Source organism: Virgisporangium aurantiacum, from assembly GCF_016863635.1.
GTDB lineage: Bacteria > Actinomycetota > Actinomycetes > Mycobacteriales > Micromonosporaceae > Virgisporangium > Virgisporangium aurantiacum.
In genome coordinates, this window is record NZ_BOPG01000088.1 from 18,984 (window position 1) to 40,241 (window position 21,258).

The 21,258-nt window shown below is 69.2% G+C and carries 15 protein-coding genes and 1 pseudogene; 11 read left to right on the forward strand and 5 right to left on the reverse strand.

Annotation, left to right across the window (positions count from 1 at the left end; translation table 11 throughout):
* The first annotated feature begins 60 nt into the window (after nucleotides 1-60).
* The 8 genes from Vau01_RS52945 to Vau01_RS52980 all read left to right on the forward strand — a co-directional run bounded on the left by Vau01_RS52945 (nucleotide 61) and on the right by Vau01_RS52980 (nucleotide 7,344).
* The gene (locus Vau01_RS52945) at nucleotides 61-852 is read left to right on the forward strand and encodes a hypothetical protein (RefSeq protein WP_204009143.1); all 792 of its coding nucleotides are present in this window, start codon (nucleotides 61-63) and stop codon (nucleotides 850-852) included.
* A gap of 176 nt (nucleotides 853-1,028) precedes the next feature.
* Nucleotides 1,029-1,610: a peptidase inhibitor family I36 protein gene (locus Vau01_RS52950; RefSeq protein WP_204009144.1), complete on the forward strand. Its 582-nt coding sequence runs from the start codon at nucleotides 1,029-1,031 to the stop codon at nucleotides 1,608-1,610.
* Nucleotides 1,607-2,683 carry a hypothetical protein gene (locus tag Vau01_RS52955; RefSeq protein WP_204009146.1) on the forward strand — a complete coding sequence of 359 codons (1,077 nt, stop codon included), beginning with the start codon at nucleotides 1,607-1,609 and terminating at the stop codon, nucleotides 2,681-2,683. Before Vau01_RS52950 ends, Vau01_RS52955 begins: the two co-directional genes overlap by 4 nt.
* A gap of 2 nt (nucleotides 2,684-2,685) precedes the next feature.
* Nucleotides 2,686-3,747 (forward strand): hypothetical protein, encoded by a 1,062-nt coding sequence (locus Vau01_RS52960; RefSeq protein ID WP_204009148.1) that lies wholly within the window; start codon nucleotides 2,686-2,688, stop codon nucleotides 3,745-3,747.
* A 73-nt stretch (nucleotides 3,748-3,820) separates the two neighbouring features.
* On the forward strand, nucleotides 3,821-5,347 hold the full coding sequence (locus Vau01_RS52965) for an ARMT1-like domain-containing protein (RefSeq protein WP_204009149.1): 1,527 nt from the start codon (nucleotides 3,821-3,823) through the stop codon (nucleotides 5,345-5,347).
* Complete coding sequence (locus tag Vau01_RS52970) at nucleotides 5,337-5,699, forward strand: hypothetical protein (RefSeq protein ID WP_204009151.1); 363 nt, start codon at nucleotides 5,337-5,339, stop codon at nucleotides 5,697-5,699. The genes Vau01_RS52965 and Vau01_RS52970 overlap by 11 nt, the downstream gene beginning before the upstream one ends.
* The gene (locus Vau01_RS52975) at nucleotides 5,696-6,346 is read left to right on the forward strand and encodes a histidine phosphatase family protein (RefSeq protein ID WP_204009153.1); all 651 of its coding nucleotides are present in this window, start codon (nucleotides 5,696-5,698) and stop codon (nucleotides 6,344-6,346) included. Before Vau01_RS52970 ends, Vau01_RS52975 begins: the two co-directional genes overlap by 4 nt.
* A gap of 116 nt (nucleotides 6,347-6,462) precedes the next feature.
* On the forward strand, nucleotides 6,463-7,344 hold the full coding sequence (locus Vau01_RS52980) for a hypothetical protein (RefSeq protein ID WP_204009155.1): 882 nt from the start codon (nucleotides 6,463-6,465) through the stop codon (nucleotides 7,342-7,344).
* Nucleotides 7,345-7,651: 307 nt separating this feature from the next.
* On the opposite strand, the gene Vau01_RS52985 is transcribed toward Vau01_RS52980, so the two are convergent.
* The 4 genes and pseudogenes from Vau01_RS52985 to Vau01_RS53000 all read right to left on the reverse strand — a co-directional run bounded on the left by Vau01_RS52985 (nucleotide 7,652) and on the right by Vau01_RS53000 (nucleotide 11,127).
* Entirely contained in the window at nucleotides 7,652-7,951 is a 300-nt protein-coding gene (locus tag Vau01_RS52985) for an SAM-dependent methyltransferase (protein ID WP_204009157.1), read from the reverse strand.
* Nucleotides 7,935-8,342, reverse strand: a pseudogene (locus tag Vau01_RS52990) (transposase); the annotation flags it as partial. The pseudogene Vau01_RS52990 and the gene Vau01_RS52985, both read right to left, overlap by 17 nt.
* Before the next feature lie 48 nt (nucleotides 8,343-8,390).
* The gene (locus tag Vau01_RS52995) at nucleotides 8,391-10,607 is read right to left on the reverse strand and encodes an Hsp70 family protein (protein ID WP_204009160.1); all 2,217 of its coding nucleotides are present in this window, start codon (nucleotides 10,605-10,607) and stop codon (nucleotides 8,391-8,393) included.
* 103 nt (nucleotides 10,608-10,710) lie between these two features.
* On the reverse strand, nucleotides 10,711-11,127 hold the full coding sequence (locus Vau01_RS53000; RefSeq protein WP_204009162.1) for a hypothetical protein: 417 nt from the start codon (nucleotides 11,125-11,127) through the stop codon (nucleotides 10,711-10,713).
* A 289-nt stretch (nucleotides 11,128-11,416) separates the two neighbouring features.
* Between Vau01_RS53000 and Vau01_RS53005 the strand changes: the two genes are divergently transcribed.
* Both Vau01_RS53005 and Vau01_RS53010 read left to right on the forward strand, forming a co-directional pair.
* Nucleotides 11,417-13,804, forward strand: a complete 2,388-nt coding sequence (locus Vau01_RS53005; RefSeq protein WP_204009164.1) for an acetate and sugar kinases/Hsc70/actin family protein — start codon at nucleotides 11,417-11,419, stop codon at nucleotides 13,802-13,804.
* A gap of 160 nt (nucleotides 13,805-13,964) precedes the next feature.
* Nucleotides 13,965-16,400 carry an AfsR/SARP family transcriptional regulator gene (locus tag Vau01_RS53010; protein WP_204009166.1) on the forward strand — a complete coding sequence of 812 codons (2,436 nt, stop codon included), beginning with the start codon at nucleotides 13,965-13,967 and terminating at the stop codon, nucleotides 16,398-16,400.
* A gap of 449 nt (nucleotides 16,401-16,849) precedes the next feature.
* Here the strand turns inward: Vau01_RS53010 and Vau01_RS53015 are convergent, their stop codons facing one another.
* Complete coding sequence (locus Vau01_RS53015) at nucleotides 16,850-17,236, reverse strand: hypothetical protein (RefSeq protein WP_204009168.1); 387 nt, start codon at nucleotides 17,234-17,236, stop codon at nucleotides 16,850-16,852.
* 2,184 nt (nucleotides 17,237-19,420) lie between these two features.
* Between Vau01_RS53015 and Vau01_RS53020 the strand changes: the two genes are divergently transcribed.
* A complete protein-coding gene (locus Vau01_RS53020) occupies nucleotides 19,421-21,163 on the forward strand; it encodes an AfsR/SARP family transcriptional regulator (protein WP_204009171.1) in 1,743 nt (580 codons plus the stop codon).
* The last annotated feature ends 95 nt before the right edge of the window (nucleotides 21,164-21,258 follow it).

The window sequence follows — 21,258 nt, forward strand, 5'->3', positions numbered from 1 at the left end:
ATCGGGGTGCCGAGCGCCGGCCCGCACCTCGAAGCCGACTATGGAGGACGACACCCCGCAATGTCCGAGTACGTGCGCACCATCGACGGCCGGCTACAGACCGCGGTCCACCACTACCTCCACCCCGACCTGCCCCGACGGGTCACCATCATCGGCACGCACCACTTCGGCGTACCCGCCTACTGGACTGACATCCGGGCCCGCATCGACCGGTTGGTGGCAGGGGGTGCGGTCGTCCACTGCGAAGGCTCCATGCTGGTGCCTGACGCGTCGGACGTCACCGAGGATGAGCGGCGCCTCCTGACCGAGCTACGTCGTTGCCGCGTGTTGGAGCAGCAGCGGGTGAGTCAGGTGTTTGGCTGGGTCCACCAACGCGATGGCCTCGGCTATCCGCCCCATTGGCAGGTCATCGACCTGTCCCACCTGGAGATTCTGCGGCGCCTCGGGCCGGACATGATCGGCAAGTTCATCGGGCCTCTGCGCAGGATGGTCGACTGGCCCGATGATGACCGCTGTGGACCTGCCCGATACCGGTTCCTGATCGCGGTGCGGGTACGGATCACCGGCAACGACCGGGCCATCACCCGACGCGGCCCCGCCGACACGGTCCTTGTCGACGACCGCCAGCGGCTCGCGCTGGACGCCGTGGCCGGCACCGGCCGCGACACTGTCCTGGTCTGGGGCGCATCCCACCTGGCCGGTCTCGGCACGGCCCTGCGCAGCAGGGGTTTTGTCCGCTGCGGCGACACCGAATGGCACACCGTGCTCGACCTGCCCCCGATCTGGCCGGCGTTCCGGCAACTCCTCCCTGGCGGCTCCACCCGCAGCCGAAAGGGTCGTGGCGCGGAATGACGGAGGTGAAGGATGTGGGCGGCGTGAATGTCCCGGCGCGACCAACGGCACCGACAGCACGGACGGCACGGTTGGCCGGCGCGACGGACGCGGGGCCGGCGGCGGCCGGAGTTTGGCCGGGCGCGGAAGGTAACGAGCGAGGTGCGACGACCGTCGACTCTCCGACTGCCGTGCCGATGCTCAGGGCGAGACGCGCGCTCGCGTTCCTCCTGGTGATGGCCCTCGCCCTCGGCGCAGCCGCCGCGTTCGTTGCGCTGCACGTCGATCCGCCGTACGTCGATCCGCCGCACGTCGGCCCCCACCACGTCGGTTCGCATCGCGTGGAGGTGTCCCGCATCGGCCCATACAGCTTCGCAGTGACGGCGAGGCGACCGGCGGGTGCGGCAGCGGGGCGGGACTGCCCGGCCGGGTGGTTGTGTCTGTATGCCGGACCGGACTTCGGTTATCCACGGGCGCACCTGCGCCCGTGCGGGTCCGTGGAACTTGCCCCGTACGGCTGGTCACACCGGGTCCGGTCGGTGCACAGCAACCTGACCGACCCCGCCGATCTGGCGCCGCCGTTCGACAAGGTGTGGTTCTACATGCACCCCGCCCCGGGTGAGGCGGTCAGCATCCGGCACCTCCTCGCCTCCGTCGACGGTATCTGGACCAGCATCTCCGACAGTTCGTACCTTCCGTTCGCCGAGTACCTGCGCTACGACTGCGAACGCCGGAAACGCCTTCAGCCCCCTGTCGGCGCGGTCAGGGGGCCGGTGTGAAGCCCGACCGTTGCCCGACCGAGGGACGCGACGTCGCCCGGCCGCATCCGTTGGTGGTCGTGACGGGGTGGACGGCGTCGGGGAAGTCCACCCTCGCCGCACGCTTTGCCGACAACGGCCTTGGCCGGGTGACGGGCTCATCGGTCCTGCTGACCTTGTTGGGGGACAGCGGACGAGCCAAGGCGAGTCGGCTGCGGTCCTGGCTATCTGATCCTCCACCACACCCCGCGGCGGGCCCGGCGTTTGGTCCGACAGCGCGGGCGCGGCGTGGTGGGACGGCTGACCGCCTCGCCGACCTGGCCGTGCTGCGGGTGGCGGCCGGACGGTCGGGCGGCTATGTGGTGGATTCGGCGGGATCGGTACCGCTGCTGTTGTCGCCGTTCAACGACGCCTTGCTCATTCGGTTGGAGGCGACAGCGACGGTTCGCGCGGCTCGGATCCGGCACCTGCTCGGCGGCCGGGTGACGGCCGAGGACGGGATGCGGATCGTCGAGCGCAAAGACGCCGCCACGGCCGCCGCCAGCCACGCGTCGTGGGGTCTGGACCTGCGTGATCCGATTCATCGTCGCCGCTACGACCTGGTACTGGCCTGCCCCGACGTGGACGTGTGCGCCGACCCGCAGCGATGCATCACCGTCACGTACCAGATAGCGGATGCGGCGTTTCGCGTCTACAGCCGCTATCTCACCGAAGCCGGCGACGACGCCGGCAACAAGGCTGACAACAAGGCTGACAGCAAGGCTGGCTATGAGGCCGACCAAATCGCGACTAATCGAGCCGCGACCAGGCGAGCCGCGGCCAATCGAGCTGCGACCAACCGAGCCGTAGCCGATCTCGGCGCGGTCGTGGCCGAATGCCAACCGTGGATCAGCGGCATCTCACCGTTGCTGACCTCGCCATTGCTGACTTCGCCCGGCGAGGTTTCGGCGCACCGGTGGCGGGACCGGCTGGCCATCACCGAACGCGCCACCCTCGACCGGCCCGGACCACCACACGAAAGGGCCAGGCAGAACGTTCCCGATCAGGCAGATCGAAATCAGAGAACGCTGCACGGGATGGGAGGACCATGCTGACCGTGGCCGACATCGTGGCGAACCTCGGGTTCGTCCTTGCCATCGATCACTGCGCTCGGGGATGTCTGCACTGCCCCGCCTTCGGCGACCGGACCCCGGTCCAGCGCGCGCCGTTGGCGGACCTGGCGCGGCGGGTCGCGAGTGTGGCCGCCGCCCGCCGGTCCCTCACACCGCACGACGCCCCGACCGTCGACCATCCCATTGACCGTCCGGTTGGAACCCGGGTTGGGCGCCTGATCGACCGCAGGGTGGTGCACTGCTGGCGGATCAGCGATCCGCTGGACTACGCCACCCGGCTGCCGTCGGGTGGGGTCGCGACGTGCGTGGACGTGGCCCGGCTCTGGCGCGAACACCTGGGACAGGGCCTGTATGTGGTGACCAACGGCAGCGAAGGCGCCCCGGCGGCCGGTCGGGCGTTGGCTGATCTGGTCGCCGCCCCGGATCTTGTGTCGCAGATGAAACTGACGGTCACGCATGCCGACCGGTCCTGGGACTCTCCCCGGTACGTCGCCGACATGGCGCGGGATGTGGCGGTGCTGGCTCCGCTGTGGGACCTGCGGGCGACCCGCGCCGAAGACGAGAACGGCCGCCGGTTCCGGATCAACGTCAAGACGACCGCCGCCCGGCGGGCCGAGGTCCGCACACTCGTCGTCGCTGTGCTGGTCCGGGCAGGCCTGTCCCGTTCGGCCGCGCAGGCTGCCTGCGACGACGGCAGCATGGTGCGGTTCAAGCCGATCTATGACCTCGGCAACGCGACCGGAGCACCGTCCCCCGTCGACGGCGCGGTCAACATCGGCACCGGCGGCCAGCGGTACAAGCCCACGACCACCACCCGAAAGCGAATCCAGTACGGCATCCGGCCCGACGGGCGGCTGTTCGTCGTGGACATGTTCGCCTTCACCGAACACGATCTCGGCACCCCCGACACGCCGGTGTTCTGGCCGACCGAGGCCGACCTGGACATGGTGCTGTCCACTGATCCGACAGCCGGTCAGACAGCCGGCCTGCCGGTCGGACCGGCCACCGATCCACACGCGGATCCGGAGGCCTACGCCCATGCGTGATCACCCGGCGGCGGCACGCACCTCCCCGCCTGTGATTGAGTCGCCGTCGCGATGGTGGCGCGTTGACCCGCCGATGTGGGAGCGGCTGTGGCCGACGCTGCTCGGTACCGACCGGCCCGACCCGGCCGCCGTCGCGCGCATCCTTGTCGGCGACGTCTACCAGCCGGACAGTTTCACCGTCGCCGAGCGGCTGGCCGGGCCGGCGTGGCTCGACCCGGCAGAACGCGACGGCGAGGCCTGGCTGGCCGGTCTCGTCGCCCGGCGGCTGCCACCGGCGGCCCGAACGCTGGTCGACGGCCACGGTCAGCTCGGTGACCTGGCGGCGCACGTCCTCGGCGAGGTCCGGCGCGTGCTCGACTACCGCCACGGTGACGCACCAGTCGCCGAGTCGTTGTGGAACCAGGAGGTGCCCTACCTGGTGGACCGCGTCATCGGCTGGTGCCTGTTCGGCGACGCGAACGTCTCCAACGACATCGCCAAGGGGTTCAACCGGGACGGGCTGAGGTTCCTCACCCGGTTCCTCCACCGAGTCGGGCACCGGCTCGACCGGCTCGACTCCGCCCAACTGTTCCGCATGGCCGTCGCCGCCGGGCTGCTCGGACTCGACCGCAAGGGCGGCCCGGCACCATTCCGGCCCATCTTCCTTCCACGCGGCAACCCCACGACCGAGAGGTACCAGTCGCAACTCACCTGGATTTGGAACGCAATACGTAACCACGCCGACGCCATCGAACCCGTCGACCATCTCGACGCCCTCCTCGACATGGCGGCGACCGGCCCGGTCCGGATGGTGTGGTGGCTCGACGACCTCATCGAGACCGGATTCGACCTGATCACGATCCAGCAACTCATGACCGTCAACCCCCGATTGCACGTCACGGTCGTGCCCAAGAACGGCCGCTACGACAACGACGCCAGCACATCCGACGTCGTGCGGCTGCTGACGCTGGCCCCGTTCGCCCAACTCGGCACCGAGATCGGCGACGGCCGGCTCGTGGTCAGCGACCGCGGGCCACGCATGGCCACCGCCAACCCGACCAAACTCCACCCCTGGCTCATCGAGGCCATCCGCTCGTGCGACGTGATGGTGTGCAAAGGCGGCCGGATCCACGAAATGTTCGCCGGAAACGTCAACACGCCGATGTTCACCGCCTACGTCGCGGTCCGCCCGTTCACCGAATCCCAATGCGGCCTCGACGCCACAGACGCGCCGCTGGTCATCTTCGGCGCCGAGGTCGGCGAGTGGCCGTGGTGGGGATTCCACGGCCGCGCCGACCGCCGAATCACCCTCGCCTCCGAACGCACCATCCCAGCATGTCACACCACCGTGGCCGAACACGACCACCGCAAGCGGACCGCCGACCCCCTCGCCCTCGGCGACGACCTGGCCCACCTCGTCGGCATCTGGCCCCACGTCGCCGCCCGATACGGCCACGCCGCCCGCGCCGAACTACGACTCGTCCACGACCGGCTCCGACCCCACACCCCTGTCCTTCCCCCCGCTACCCGGCACCTGCTGCCGGCCGCCGCCGAGATCATCGGCAGCGGCCGGCACACCCATGGAACAGACACCGATGGAGAGCCAGCGCATGTCCGATGAACCCACGACCACCAGCGACACGAACACTGGCGACACGTTCACCCACCTCGTCGAACTCGTCGCTGCGCTGGACCGGCGGTTCCCGAGCCACAACGGGCCATTCGAGCGGGTCTCCCGGTTGGCCGAAGAAGCCGGCGAACTCGCCGCCGCCGTCAACCACGCCGAAGGCATGGGCGTCAAGAACGACAAACACGGCACACCCGACCTGACCAACCTCGTCAAGGAAGTCGAAGACGTGCTCCGCTCGGCGATCGGCATCGCGCACCACTACGGCGTCATCGACCCGCTCCGCGCCTCGATCGCCGAACACCACGCCCGATACCGGGCCAACGGGTACATCCCTTCCCAATGACTGCCGCTCGGAGCCTCATCGTGGTGCGGCACGGTCGCGCCCGCTGCAACGACACCGGCAGCATCGCCGGACCAACCTGCGCCGGCCTCACCGACACTGGCCGCACGCAGGCAACCGCGACCGCGCACCGTCTCGCCGGTGACAACGTGACGGAAGTCCACGCCAGCACCACCCCGCGTGCGCTGGAAACGGCACACCGGATCGCCGCCGTTCTGGACCTGCCGGTCATCCGTCAGCCAGGACTACGGGTGCCCGACCCCGGGGCAGCCGAAGGACTCCGCTGGCCGGATGCTCGGCGCCGATGGCCACCCGACCCGCTCAACCCCACCCGCCCGACCGCACCCGATAGCGAACCCTGGCTCGCCTACCTCGGCCGGGCCACCGCGACCCTCGCCGAGCTGGTCGACGCAAACGACTCCGGCACGCTGCTAATCGTCGGCCACAGCGAAACCCTGACCGCACTCATGCACCTGCTCCTCGGCGTCGCCACCCTCGACCGACTCAAGATCGACCTCGACCACTGCGCCATCACCCGCTGGCAGACCACCACGGAATGGCCCGGCATCCGACATCTACAGCAGCGGTGGACGCTGCTCCACCACAACGACACCAGCCACATCATGACGCAACCAACTACCGCCGATTGATCTCCTGTCGGTTCGCTCACTCGGTCGCAGAAGATGCGTCGCCGTCGAGCACATGCCCGCTGACAGTCCGCATGCGGGCCGCCGCCCCCTCATCAACATCAGAAAGACACCTTTCGATGACCATCGACCTCAAAATCTCCCTGTTCAACTTCCGCAACGGCGGACTACGCCCGAACAGCGGCTACGACTTCCGACCGCTGACCGAGACGTACGCACCGGCACCAGCACCAGACCTCATCGCCCTCTGCGAAGCCAAATTCTGGTTCGCGCGTGGACGCACGCCGTTCCTGACAGCGGTACAAACGCTCAGCGCGGCCACCGGGCGGACCTACGTCGGGGAGTTGTTTAGCGGAGCCCTGGCCACCGCGCTGGTGTACGACCCGAACGTATTCGACCTCGAAGCCGGCGAAGAGGTCGACTTCGCCGACAAACAGAACCTCGCCCGGCTCCGACACCGCAACGACGACAGCCCGCTGCAGATCCTCGTCGAACACTGGCCGTTCTGGGACGGCCACGCCCGGGTGGCCCGAGCGAAACTGCTCGCCACCTACGGCCCCAGCAACATTCCCACGATCATCGCCGGGGACCTCAACTCCACCGCGTCCGGACCACACCTGCCCACCGCCGACTGGCCCCGGCTCCCGGCAACGGTCCGCGACCACAAAGCCCAGCAGGACCCAGACGGCAGCTGGCACCCCGACACCCGCGCCGTCGACCGGCTCATCGGCCGCTGGAACACCACCACCGACAGCCGGGCCGATGGAGCCGGCTTCCACCACGTCGCCGAACTCGACCCCGACGCCCCCAACCCGCTTCCGCCCACCGTCAACGCCGGCGGCTCCGGCCTACACATCGACTACATCCTCATCAACGACGCCTGCCAACACGCCTGGCCCGTCAAGCCAGGCAGCTACAACATCCACATCCCCGACCCCGCCCGCCCAACGCCTTCCGATCACCGCCGCGTCGACGTCACCCTTCGACGAGCAACGCCCTGATCCGACAGGCTGTCGGCCGGTCAGGTGATGCCGCCGGCACCACCCCCACCTGACGACGCGCCCTGGCCGCCCGCGACAAGGGCAACGGCCTCATCGACGCATACGCAGCCGCGTCACAGCTCGGCGCGACCACCGCGACACGCTGACGGCGCCGAGTCCCGACGCACCAATGGCGCTGCCGCACACGCGACCGCACCATGACGACCCAGTGACAGCGACCTGCACATGGCCATTCAGAGACGCAGCGCTGAACCGACGCCCCAGCGGGCCGCTTCACCTCACCACCCGCGCCGGGGGCGTCGTGGGACTACACCTTTTGCGCCACTCCGCAGAAGACGCCGAGGTCAACCGGTTCGTCGTCCGGATCCGGCCGCCACCGTGGTGTCGAGACCACCCCTGGCTCCACCAACTGCAGGCCGTCGAGGAAACGGGCAATCTGCTCGGGACTGCGCAGCGTGTACGGGTCGCCGGCCTCGCCGCGCACCTCCGCTGCCTCAACGCCGGCCTGGTTGGTGTTCGCGCCGTCGTTCACCACCACGTAGCTGCCCGGAGAGAGCGCGTCGACCAGCCGTTTGACGATCGCGGACGCCTCATTTGTGTCCGCCACATTGCCCAAGATCCCCAGCAGCAAACGCCTTCTGCTCGTCGTACTTCTGCCCAGTTTGTAGGCAGTGGTGCAGTATTCCGATCAGACGGTTGAACAGGTTACGTTGAGCGGCGGTGTGCCGTTCGTTGGTCTGGCGGCGGCGGTCGTAGTGGGCGCGGGCGCCGGGTGAGGCGTTGAGCGCGCAGAACGCCCAGACGTATCCGACAGCGGCGAGGCGCTGGTTCTTGACCCTGCGGGTCATCACATGGCGGCTCTTGCCGGAGGCTCGAGTTACCGGGGCTGCGCCGGAGTAGGCCTTCAGCGATCTTGCGTCGGCGAAGCGGGACCGGTCGTCGCCGATCTCAGCCAGGATTCGGGCGCCGGTCAACGCGGCCAGGCCGGGCAGGCTGGTGATGATCGCGGCGTCGGGGACATCCACGAAGCATTCCTATGGGGGTCATTAGCGGTTTGCGTGGCGCCGGTCGTTAGGGATGCCGTAGGCGCCGATCTGCCAGGTGCGGCGGATCCACCAGCAGGCGAGGGAGACGATCCAGATGGTGGCGAGTGTTTTGGCGGTGTTGTAGCTGGCGATGAGCATCATGATGACGGTCAGTGGGATGGCTGAGATGATCTGGGTACGGCGTCGTTCGGCGATGAGGTAAGCGGTTGCTAGGCCGAGGAGTAGTCCGCTGCATCGGAAGATTGCCGACTGCCAGGTCGCCATGAAGTCCGGTGGGTAGGTCTTGTTGGCGGCCAGGGTGATGGCGGCCATGGCGATGGTGGCGAGAACGATGGGTGGGTGGGGCACGGTCAGGGCCAGCCCCCATCCGATCTCTGGTTCGGGCGCGCCGCGGAAAATGAGGTACGCCGCGATGGCGACGATGGCTGCCATCGGTATGGCGGCGACCAGTGTCGACTGGATCAGTCGCAGGACAAAGGGACCATTGTGGTAGGCCGCGCCGATGCCTGCGTAGAGGGCGGCGACAGCGACTCCGATTCCGGCTCCGGATAGGAGTCCGGCAGCTACGGGCAGGCCGGCGGGTGGTTGGCGCCCGGCAGGTATCTGGTCGGGTCTCAGGACTGGGCCGTAGTTAGCGCCGACGGCGGCGCTGGCGATGACAGCGAGGACGGCTGCCATAGCGAGTTGGCCGTCGTTGATTCCCAAATACCGGTCGGCGTCGGGCGCCCAGGTCGAATTCTCGACGTATCCGGACATGACGGCGTGGAAGGCCAGCAGCATCGATGCGAGCGCTGGGATGAGCGGTGCGAAGAGTTGCGACCAAGACGGGACTGCCGTTGTCGGCTTCGGTCCTGTGGGTGCCATGGTGGAGCGGATGTTGGCCAGGATGCCCTGTGGCTGGCTGGCGTTTGGAGCGGGTGAGGGTTCGTAGCGGCCGGCGTTGGTCGCGGCGCACGCGGCGGCGAGCGCGGGGCCAGGTAACGCGTGGGTTGCTAGGCCGGTCCCGGCTTGGATCCGGTCGGCGGTTCCGGGGATGGCGGCGGTTCCGCCGATCAGGAGGAGCCCGCAGCCGGTCTCAGCGGGTACCTCCGCGGCCTGGACCGCCTGGCAGATCAACTTCGTCGCGGTGTCGATGACCGGCGCGGCGGCGGCTTGGACCTGGGCCGAGGTGATGACCATCATCGCGCCGGTCGCCGGCACACCGCTCTGTGGCACGCCACCCGGTGACATGCCGGGTGTGTTGCTGTCCACCGGTGCTGGTATCAGCACCGCCGGCGTGCTGGCGGTGGCCTCTTTCGCCGCTCGCACCGTCATGCGGACCGCCCATGCAGCTGCGACCGGCCGGGCCCTGGAAGTTCTGGCCGTACGGTGCGGGTTCGAATCCGAGATCTCGTCCACGGGAGTGGGGTCGTGCCAGGCATCTGTTGGGGTGGCGCCTGCCGGCATCTGGGCAGAAGCACCTGATGGGGTCGGCGAATCGACGCCAGAGCTGGCTGTTGAGTTTGCCTCCGGTGGCGCCCCCGGGGCTGTTGACGCGGTGGCTGTTGACGCGGTGGCTGTTGACGCGGTGGCCAACTGGATGGCGAGGACTTCGTCGATGCGGTCGCCGCCGGCATCCCCGTCAATTTCGGCGAGCACCTCGTAGCCGGTGACCGTGCGCCGCACGACGCTGGCTGCGGCACGCGCACCGAGGTCGCATACCACGATCCAGCGGGCCACCGGCACATCGATAGCCTGTCCGTGGGCGGCGACAGCTTCGGCTGCGGGCCTGAGAACCGGTTCGCGGACTCCGGCGTATTGGGCGGCTTCGCGCAGCAGCGCCCGCCGCGGCGGTCCCCACCCGGGCGGAACCACCAGCACGACTTCGGGCAGCGGCCCGCCGCACCGCCGCTCGGTCTCGTCGAGTACCCGTCGCACGACGGCACCGACCAGATGCACGCCGGGGACCGTCCCGTCGCCGAGGGGGACGGCGGCGGTGCTGATTCGGCCGGCCGGGTCGGGCAGGTAGCCGGCCGGATCGGCCATCGCTGCTGCCAGCGCTTGCGCACCGGTCAGCACCGGGCCGGTGCCGCGGCGGTACACCCCGCTGCGCAGCCACGGCTGCCCGTCAAAGGTCAGCGGCTGCCAGAGCCCGTCGGTGCGGCATACCACCGCCACCGTGGTCGCCGATCCCACATCGATACCGACCCGCGTCCACGCAGCGTTCACCGCAGTCATTGCTGTTACGCCTCCGATATCTCACGCCACAGGCTTGGGACCGGATGGCCCGGGCCCGCCACCTCCGCCAGATCCGCCAGGTCCGTCAACGAACAGCGGCCCGTTACCGCTGCATTCTGCGCTGGTCCGTACGCATTCTGCGCTGTACCGTGTCGCCTTCGTTGACCGCTTTCGCTCCGCTGGCTACCGAAAGGGCGCTCAGGCCGTCGGTCACCCGGGCGGCAAGGTCGCACGCGTGGTTCAGGTTGTCGCCCCCCGGGTTTGCCCTGTCCACCGAGGGCGCCTCGGCCGACGCCGATCCTGGGTCAGCGACTGCGGCTACGGCGATCCAGGCAGCGGCGACGCCGCCGCACAGACACGCGGCGGCGGTGACAAGGGCAACGACGAGGACCAGTAGCGCCACCACGGTGGATCCCCGCTCGGCATAGAGAATTCCTGCCGCGGTGACCGGTAGCGGTGCCGCGGCGAGCAGGACCACAGCGACAAACCACCAGCGACCTCGACGAATCCATACCGACATCCCGCCTCCCCGCACACTCGGTCCCTGGACGCACCGATGCCTGCCTCCAGCGCAGCCCCTGAGCGTGTTCTGCCTTGCTGGATCGACGCTGTCCCCTACTCCCGCGGCGTGGTCACTCTCGCGCGGAGCTGGACGCGCCTGGCGTCGAGCCCTTTCGGCCGCATCACCCTGGCTCACAATAACGGGGCAGGCGACGCACAGATTGTCCGTTCTTTCGATGACTGCAAACCAAGGTCGACCCAACCTTGCGGGTTCAACCGGTGACCACCAGCCATTGACCATGGTACGAATGATGATCGTGGATATGTACTGGTCGCGGGTCGCGGTCGGTATCGGCGCGTACCGGGCGGTGGCCGTCGCTGCCCGCGTCGACGGGTCCTGGCAACCGGTCTCCCTTGACGGGCAGCCGTGGCTGCCCGCCGGTGTCTACCAATCCGGGGACGGCCAGGTCCTGACCGGGGCGAAGGCACAGCAGGCGGCCGCCACCGACCCGGCCAGCTACATACCCGATCCGATCCGGCGGATCGGCGCCGCCGCGATTCCCCTCGGCGGCCGACCGACACCCGGCGTCCGTCTGGTCGCCGCCGTTCTACGGCGCGTTCTCGACGAAACGCAGCAGCTATACGCGCGACCGCTGCCTGAGGTGATCGTGGTCGTCCCGCCCGGGTGGGGACCACCCCGACGGGCGCTCCTGCGACGGGCCGCCCACGACGCTGCTCGACAGGTCGGGCTCGAGGAGCCCGGCCTGATCTCGGCCGCCGAAGCTGTTACCGCCCGCGGAGAGGGCATTGATGTGCCGGTGGCGCGCTGGGCCGTGGTGTGTGATCTCGGCACCCGTGCCACCGTCACCGTGATCAGTCGAAACGCCACGGGCTACGAGATTCTGGCCGAGCTCGACGCCGACGCCGGCGGTGACCGAATCGACACGGTTCTCGCCACCCAGCTCACTTCCGAGCTCGGGAGCCACCCGCAAAGTCATCCCCAGGCGGATCCCAAGGCCACGAGTGGGCCCGCATCCCAAGCCAGCACGTCTCACGACCGCGTCGTCACCAACCGGCCCGTCGACAACCGGTCCGTCGATCACAGCGCCGCTGAGCCGCTGTCCGACCCGCTCGCCGTGGACCTCGTTGCAGACGTCGTTGCAGACGTCGTTGCAGACGTCGTTGCAGACGTCGTCGTGGACGTCGCAACCCCTACGCATGACGCTCCTGTGCTTGACGCCACCGTGCAGGGCGCCCCGGTGTCGGGGGCCGCCGGGGGCACGCATGATATCGGATCGGCGTCGGCGGCAGACTTGACGGCGGTGCGGGCGGCGAAAGAAGCCGTCTGGGCCGCCGGGCCGGTGCTGCTCCCAGGATCCGGTGGTCGGCCGGCGGTCCTGGTCACCGTCGAGCAGGTGCAGTCCGCCGCTGGGCACGTACTCCCAGCGGCGGTGTCGCTTGTCACGCACGCGATCCGGGCTGCGAACGTTCCGCCGGAGACCGGCACCGGTCTCATCCTGGTCGGCGGCACCGCCTGCATTCCCGGCATCGGTGACCTGTTCGCCACCGGCTCCGGGCTCCCAGTCCACGCCGTGGCCAATCCCGGACTGGCCACGGTCCGCGCCGCAGCGCTCGCTGCCGACGCACCAACCGGCAATGCCAAGCGGGCGACGAGTCGACGCCGACCGCTGCAACAGGACCGCGATCCCTCAACCGCGCCAGTGACCACGACAGCCCGGGTGACCCGGGCCGCACCCGCGGCGCAGCAGGTGCAGGCGGCTGTGGCCACGTGGCCACGGCGCACCGCAGCGCGGCTTGCGGCCTTGCGGCTGTGGCTGGGCCCGGTCCTGCTTGCCACAGCCTCCGTGGCCCTGTTTGCCCAGGCTCTGCGGCCCGCCTGGGATTTCGTCGCGATCACCACGCTACGACCAGTGATCATGAATGCGGGCGCACTGCTGATGGCCGCGGTCTGCGCCGTCATCGCGGCGGCGGCAACCGCAGCGGTGTTTGGGCCGAACCTGGTTCTTACCCCGGCCGCTGCCGCATCCGGCGTGAAGGCCGCCCTCGAACGGCGTGCCGTGGTTGCCGCGCTTCGTGCTGCGGCTGCGTTCGGCGCCGGCATCGCCGCCACCTACGGCATCGTCGCCGCCATCACCTACGACTCCGCCACCTATGCCGTGTGGTTCTTCCCCCTCGTGGTGGGCTGGACACTGGGCCCGGCTCTGCCTGTCGCTGCCGGGATCGCCGCATCCGCAACCGCGATCAGACGCGGAGCGCCGACACCAGCCGCCGGTTGGACCGTTGCCCTGACCATGCCCTACCGGTCCGCCGCTCTCGCCCCTGTCGGCATGATGACCATGGGTTGGGCCATGTCCAACCCATACCCCGACGAACCGAGACTGTCTGCGCTGATTCTGAAATGCGGGGCGGTCGCCATCGGCGTTGCCACCGCCTGCCTCTTCGCCGACCGGTTCATCCTGCAGGCCCTCGCCGCCGTCCCCATCACCGGCGCCTGCCTGTTCATCGGAACCTTCGCCAAGAACACCCTCTCCGGAGCCCTCGCCGTCGTGTGGGTCGCCGCCGTCCTCGTCTGGTGGACACGCCGCGCCTGGCAGCTCAACATGAGCCGTCCCGCCGACAGCTCCACCCACACCACATTCGCGCACCACTGGTCCAGTTCACGGCGACCGCCATGACAACCGCCACGACAACCGCCGTGCCGACAACCACGGGGCCGACAACCGCCGTGCCGACAACCGCCGTGCCCACACCTGCGGCCACGGGTACCCGTCGGTGAGGGCGTTACGAGCGGTTGGATCCGCCATCCTCTCAATAGTCTTCGCTGTCGTCCCGGCTGTGGTTCTGCTGGTGGGGCCGCCGATCGCGCTCGTGTACTTCTTCGGCCAACCCTGGCCCGACAGGTTCCCGGATCGCTACGAGGTCAATCGATGGATCGACGAGCCGCTCAACGACACGTCGATGCTCATCATCCTGGAAGCGATCCTGTGGGCGGCCTGGGCACTCCTCGCGATCACCATCACCATCGACACGGTTCGCCTGATACGGCGCCTGCTCTCCGGGGCCCTTGCCAACGTCCGCCGACACCCGTGGTGGTACCTGCGTCGACGATGGTTGTCCGGTGACATGCCACGCCCTCGAGCCCCGGTCAAGGCCGTCGCAAGCGCGGTGGCTGTCGTGGTTCCCACCGCCGCAGCAACCACGATCACCGCCGCACCACCCGCGACAGGCGCCGCCACCCCAGCCCTTCCCCTCGGCATCCCCGCCGACAGTCCCGCCGACAGTCCCGCCAACACGGGCGGCAGCGAGGACAACGGTGAGGCCAGACCGGGCGACGCTGCAGCAGCCGTACCGGCGCGGCCACAACCACGAGGGATACACCAATCAGGGCCACACCGATCAGGGCCAGAACGATCGCCGCCTCTGCAAACGCCGACGGACGGATCGAGTCACGATCACACCCGATCTCCGTACCAGTCAGCAGGGTGGTGGCTGCCCGACGGCAGTTGGATCACCATTCCCATCGCGCTGGCGATCGTCGCGGTGTGGCGGACGCTGGCAGCCATCGCCGACGACCCTGTTACCCCACGCACCGTCGCCGCGGTCCTGCGCCGCACCGCACGCCGCACCGCACGCCGCACCGCGTACGACAGCGGCCAGAGGGCTGCTCCCCGCCAGCGAACAGACGCACTGCCGCCTGAGACAGCCACAGCTGATCAGTGGGACGCGCTCATCGCTCCGACGCCGCCCATGCGGGCGACGGTCGGAATCGTCGAAGTGATGTTGCCAGCTGGTGGCGTCGGCCTGGTCGGTCCCGGCGCCGCTGATGCCACCCGTGGACTACTGATTGCCACACTGCTCGCCCAGCCGGGCATCGTGCGAATATTCACCACCGCCGCAGACTGGGAGCTGCTGGCTGGAATAACGCCGCCACCGCCCGAGGTAACGGTCGCGGCAGATCTGTCCAGCACACTCACCCACCTGGAACGTCACATCCTCGCCGCGACAGACCGCCACCCTTACACCGGCACCGGCACCGGGCCGGCCGGTTCGCCCTCGTCGCTCGGCAACCGCAGCAGCGACAACAGAGACGCAGACGGAGACGGCGAGATGCCCGGCCCGCTGCTACTCATCGCCGCTGCTCCCCCGGCATCAGATACCGCCCGCGCAAGCATCGCTCTGCGCCACGGCCAACAGGCTGGAGCCAGAGCAATTCTGATCGGGTCATGGCCCCACGCCGCCACCTGGCACATCGACCACACCGGACGAGTTGTCCCAGCTCCACACATCCCCCATGATCCGGATCAGTCACATCGGGCCCGACCGCCGACCGTCGAACAGACCGGAACCGCCACAGCAGCCGATAAACGCCGGGTAACCGTCCTCACCGCCACGGCATGCGCGGACATCCTGACCACCCTGCAAGCCAGCAGCGACCACTACCACCGCCATCCGGCACCCACCGGCCCAGCCGGCGTCCCCGCTGCTGACATGATCGACGTCCGGGCGGATCAGTCGCCGAACGCGCACACCGGCACCAGGGACCGGCTCGTCATCCGACGCGACCTCGACGGTGCCGCGCACCCACATGTCGTCCCACCACCGCTGTCCCTGCACGTCATCGGACCTGCACAATTGACAACCGCGACCCGGATGTCGCTCAAACTGCCGCGAAAGGCAGCCATGGACATCCTCGTCCTCCTCGCCATCCATGCCAAGGGTCTGCACCGCGACAGCATTCTGGAGGCCATCTGGCCGGACATACGTCGCGCGTCCGCTGTCGCCCGGCTCCACACCACCGTCAGCAGCCTGCGTGCCGCCACCACGGCCATCACCGCCGCACCGGTCATCGTCCGCACTGAAGCCCGGTACCAGCTCAACCCGGCAGCGGTCGACGTCGACCTGTGGCACCTGCGCCGCCATGCCACCAACGCCCGGCGCAGCCCTGCAATCCAGGCCGACGCCCATTGGCGGGCGATACTCAGCCTCGCCACCCCCGACCACGCGGCACGGGCCTCGGCGACGCCGAACACCGGCCGGAACCCCGATTCCACCCCCGCCATCAGACAAGGCCGACCTGCCGACTCGGCAGCCGGATTTGTCCCGTCGCTGGCCGCAGGAATGGCCTGGCCGTGGTTGCATCCTCACCGCCGATCGCTGCGCACGACCGTCGCCGAGGCCCTGTCCCATGTCCTCAACGACCGGGACCCGACCAAACCTCTGCCCTCCACGACACGCGGGCCGGAAACACCCGGCAGTGCCGCCGCGGGTTGAAGCCGACCGTCGCCGGATCACCGACAGAATTGATCATCCCGATCGGCCCGGTGGCCGAGCGACCGACCGAGCCGTGGTATAGGTGTCGCGACTACCGGGCTGCCCGAGAAACGGCATCGATGGCGAACCCGCCAGGCCCGCGAGCCTGGCGATCATGTACCGAGGACTTCCTGTGTTCGTTGGCCGAACCTGTCGTCGGTCTCCTCCCGCCCGCTCGATCCAGCCCTCCCATGCGCAGGCTCCCGGATCCCACATGAATGTGCGACAACCCGATAGTTGATCATGATCGCGTGCCGGTTGTCGTTGAGTGTCGATGATCGCGCGATGCGCCGACCTCGACTGCGCCTTGGTCTGCACGCCCGAGTCTTCACGGTCGTGTTCGGACTTCGAACGAGCTCTGACACTTCTTACACCACCTGTCGCGCATATCGGCAGGTCAGGCGAATTTGTCAGTCACTGTTAGCGGCTTGGCGCGCCTTGTCATAGCCGCCGCTGCCGCGGGTGCCGATAGCGTCGCGATGTCCGATCCGCCCGGCCTGTGAGGGTGCGACCACGCGGGCCGGGCAGCGACAGGCGTATCCGCGAAATCGCCCCGGTTCCCTGCACCACCAGAACCGAGGCTCGATGTCGTGCACTCCGAGGAGGATTGGTGGCTCATGCGGCCCTCCACGCGAATGATCACCCGGAATGTTGCTGGGCTCCTGATCGGGGTGTGGCAGATGCTGTGGGCGGTGCTGATCCTGGCCGGCCTGCCGGTCGCGCTGGTCCAGACGACCGGTTGGCCGTGGCCCGATCACCTCCCAACCGCCGTCGAGGTTGACCAGTTCATCGACCATCCGATGACACCCGGTGTTCTCGTGACCATCGCCGCGGGAGCGCTGTGGATCGTCTGGGCCGTCGCCGCCTGGTCGGCCATCGCCCGCATCACGCCGGCAACCCGCTCAGCAGCGTCACGGATAACCGGATGGGTGACCCACGCTGCGGCGTGGTGGGGGCCGGCAGAGCCGGGTGTCCCGTTCGACCGGGGGCTGCCGCTGCGGGTTCCGACGGCTGCTGAAGGAGTGTCAGCCGTCGTGCTAGGCACCGTGGCTGTTTCGGCGACCGCAACGCCGGTAGCTGCCGCGATCGATGCAGTCGCCGTGCCGGCACCGCCCGGTGACGGCCGGCCGATCATCGACGCCGCATCGGCCATCCCACTGTCTGTCACCGCGTCGACCAGCGGCACCGTTCTACTCGCCAACGGCTCGCGTCCCGCCAGGTTTGCCGGTCCCGGCTCCGCCACGGACGCGACGAGCGTCAACGAACCGCCACCGGCGGCCTTCCGGACCAGCGACAGCGCGTCGACACAGCCGGACCCGCATGTTCCGGCGATTGTGTACCAGGTCGCCGACGGTGACTGGCTCGGCGCTATCGCCGACCGATACCTGGGCGACTTCGATCGCTACCCGGAGATCGCCGCTCTCAACCGGCACCTCATCCCCGACGACGCCGGTCCCGACGGTCCTGATCTCATCCATCCCGGCGAGCGGTTCCAACTCCCGACCGACGCCCACGATCGGGGATCACGCCCCCACGCCACCGGACCGGTCGTCGCCGGCAAGACGTCTCCCCCGCCGACGGGGCAACCCCCACCGGCCACGGACGGGCCTGTCTCGCCGCCAGCGTCGGCTCCACCCACGCCCGCGCCCTCATCCTCTGTGCCGCCGGCCTCCGGCCTGCCCCACTCGACATCGCCGACGGCCACCCAGCCCACCGGCCCGTCCGCCGCATCGACACCCACCCACCCAGGCTCACCTTCGGCTGCGCAGACCGCGCCACCGCCAACCGCCAGATGCGACCCCACCATGTCACCGAACATGACGTCCACCCGGACGTTCGGAGCTCCACCCGCCGGTGAGCCCGATCCGGACGGGGTTGTGCCCGATCCGTCGCACGACTGCCACCCGGCAGCCGCGACACCGGATGCAGCGCCAGCAGGCACTCCGACATCTGACGACGGTCTGCAGGTCCCGGGCGGCTGGATCACCCTTCCGCTGGCCGCGGCACTAGTCGCGGTCGCCACGCTGGTGTGGCGGCGCCGCCAACAGCACAGACGGCCACCGTCGCGGCCAGCCGACCACCAGGCCAACCCCACCGCGACAGGTCGCCGACGGCCAAGCGACAGCGGCAAGCCAGCACACCGACGCCCAGTGGCGGCGGTCAGCCAGCCCGGAACGGGGCAGGATGGTCGACGGCGAAACCGGCCCGATCGCGCCGGATCCATGCGTCCCCGCGTCGACGCTGCCCCGCCCGAACGTGCCGAGTCCGAGCCGGCTCCGTCCGAGCCGGCCAGTCCTGATCCGGATCGGGATCAGGACGGCGGTGAACCTGAAAGCGCCGTCGTGACCGCGGGCAGCTCGACGCCACTGCCTCTCCCGACCGCCGGTCCCGCGGACGCGCTCCCGCCGGTGCTGCGACACCTTCGAACAGCGGTACCACCGCAGCCTGCGGTCGCCGTTCCACCGACTGTTGCCGAGTACAACGGCACGCCCCATCGCCGGATGCCGCAGCCGCCGATCGGACCGTCCGGCACCGACCTCGCCGGATTCACCGCCCTCCTCGACGCCTCCGGCCTCGGCGTGACCGGTCCCGGCGCGAAGGACGCGATGCGCGCATTGGCCATCGCGGCCCTGTCGACCGGCGGCCCGCACGATCCGGACGCAGAGGGCATCATCCTCACCACGACCGCCGTCGCGGCCACCCTGTCCGGCCCCGACCCGGCCGGCTCGGTCCCGCACCGCACCCTGCCCACAGCCGCTACGACGCCAGCAGCTGCTGCGGCACTCACGGAGGACGACGGAGAAGTTGACGGGTTCGTTGACGCTGCCTGGAGTCGAAGTTCCCGGCTGCGCGTGTATTCCGCCGACATTCAGGCCATCGCCGCCGCCGAGGAAATAATCATCGAACGGCGGCGGCTGCTCGACGAGTACGACAGCACCGATCCGGCCACCCTGCACAACACGCAGGCGTTACACCCACCGATGCCGCCGGTCCTCCTCCTGATCCACTCCCCGGCAACCCCCCACCGGGCCCGCCTGCACGCCACCCTGCGATTGGGACACCCGCTGCTGGTCAACGCCATCCTCCTCGGCACCTGGTCGGGCGGCCCCACCATCGCCGTCAGCAGCGACGGCCACGTCACCGGTGGCCAGCGTGGCCGACACCGGGTGGCCACCCTGGACCTCGCCACCGCACGCGACCTCCTTCCCGTCATCCTGGAATCCCACGACCCCGAGGTAGCCGGACTCGAACCCTCCGACCCCGAACCCTCCGACCCCGAACCCTCCGACCCCGAGTCCCCCGACCCGTTACCCGTCGGTCCGCCACCAGACCGGGTAGCGGCGAACACCGTGCACGCGGCTGCAGTTGACCGGTCCGATGGCCAACCGGACACTGCCACCGACCCGGCGGGATCCGCGGAGAAACCCGTCGCGCACCCAGGCGAGGACACCTCCCGCGATGAGGTACCAGGAGGCACCGCGTCCAACACCGGCGTTGTCGGGGAAGCCGATGCGGGCGAGTCGACGAGCAGCAGTGCAGACCACCAGAGAAACTCAGAACAGGGCGAATCAAACGAGGGCGGATCAAACGAGGGCGGATCAGAACAGGGCGGCCTGTGCCGCGGGTCGGAACGCAGCACCTCGCGTGGTGATGACACCGGTCGTGTCGCCGACGAATCGGCTCGACCGCGGACCGATCCGACTGCCACGGCACCGCCACCCGGCCGCGACCACGTCCTGAGTCCCGGCACGGCATCCGATGAAGATGACGATGACGATGCTGCCGTTCCGCGGCCGGATGCCTCCGGACCGGTACAGGGCCGCCGCGGGTCTACACGCAATGGACCGCTGGTGCGAATCCAGGTGTTGGGATCTCCGATGGTCGGTTCATCACCCGACACCGACGCGCGAGGAATGCGCCGTTACGCCCGGGAACTTCTCGTCTATCTCGCGCTGCACCGTGGCGGTGCAGATCTCCCCCAGATCATGGAGGCCTTCTGGCCCGAGGCCACGATTCGCCGGGCGAGCCAACGGCTGTCCACCGAGGTCGCTGACCTGCGCCGCCACATCCGCATCGCCCACGGCGACCGTACCGTCCAGCCGGTCATCAACAGCGGTGGCCGCTACCAGCTCAACCCGAAGGTCGTCACGGTCGACCTGTGGGAATTCGCCACCGCGACCGAGGCCGCCACCGCGGCCACCACCCGGGCCGAGCGCGTCACCGCCCTCGGCAGAGCCGTCGCCGCCCATACCGGTCTCCTCGGCGCCGGTATCGACAGCGAATGGATAGAGCCGTACCGCGAGCACCATCGAGTCACGGCCGTCGCCGCCCACCTGCGACTGGCACACGATCTCGTCAGCATCGGCACCAGCACCAGCGCCGGCACCGATGTCGGCCGAGCGGCATCGATCGCTGAAGTAGCGGTCTCACTCGATCCCTACAGCGACGACACCACCCGACGAGCCATGCGCATCGCCGCCCGCAGCGGCCGTCCCGACACCGTCGACGAGCTTCTTTCCCGGCTCCGCAACGCCCTCCATGAAATCGGCGAACAGCCATCCCCCGACACGGTCGCGCTTGCCGCCGCCCTTCGCCGACCAACGGACCAGACCGATTCAGCCACAGACGGCCCAGGTCCAGGCACCGGTCCAGGCACCGGCTCAAGCACCGAGTCAGGAACAGGTGGAGCCGCGGATGAGAGCCAGGGTTGGGGCTCGCGATGACTGCCAACCGTGCGGCCGTACGAGACCGGTACCCCTCGACCACCGGCACAACCACCGGTACGGATCGACTCACTCGACTGCGATGGGGTGTGCGG

Excerpts from the sequence above, each read along its gene's own strand:
- Vau01_RS52945 (WP_204009143.1), top strand. The coding sequence starts at position 61 with ATGTCCGAGTACGTGCGCACCATCGACGGCCGGCTACAGACCGCGGTC.
- Vau01_RS52950 (WP_204009144.1), top strand. The coding sequence starts at position 1,029 with ATGCTCAGGGCGAGACGCGCGCTCGCGTTCCTCCTGGTGATGGCCCTC.
- Vau01_RS52965 (WP_204009149.1), top strand. The coding sequence starts at position 3,821 with ATGTGGGAGCGGCTGTGGCCGACGCTGCTCGGTACCGACCGGCCCGAC.
- Vau01_RS52970 (WP_204009151.1), top strand. The coding sequence starts at position 5,337 with ATGTCCGATGAACCCACGACCACCAGCGACACGAACACTGGCGACACG.
- Vau01_RS52975 (WP_204009153.1), top strand. The coding sequence starts at position 5,696 with ATGACTGCCGCTCGGAGCCTCATCGTGGTGCGGCACGGTCGCGCCCGC.
- Vau01_RS52980 (WP_204009155.1), top strand. The coding sequence starts at position 6,463 with ATGACCATCGACCTCAAAATCTCCCTGTTCAACTTCCGCAACGGCGGA.
- Vau01_RS52995 (WP_204009160.1), bottom strand. The coding sequence starts at position 10,607 with ATGACTGCGGTGAACGCTGCGTGGACGCGGGTCGGTATCGATGTGGGA.
- Vau01_RS53000 (WP_204009162.1), bottom strand. The coding sequence starts at position 11,127 with ATGTCGGTATGGATTCGTCGAGGTCGCTGGTGGTTTGTCGCTGTGGTC.
- Vau01_RS53005 (WP_204009164.1), top strand. The coding sequence starts at position 11,417 with ATGATGATCGTGGATATGTACTGGTCGCGGGTCGCGGTCGGTATCGGC.
- Vau01_RS53015 (WP_204009168.1), bottom strand. The coding sequence starts at position 17,236 with ATGGTCGATGAACTGGTCAACCTCGACGGCGGTTGGGAGGTGATCGGG.
- Vau01_RS53020 (WP_204009171.1), top strand. The coding sequence starts at position 19,421 with ATGCCGCCGGTCCTCCTCCTGATCCACTCCCCGGCAACCCCCCACCGG.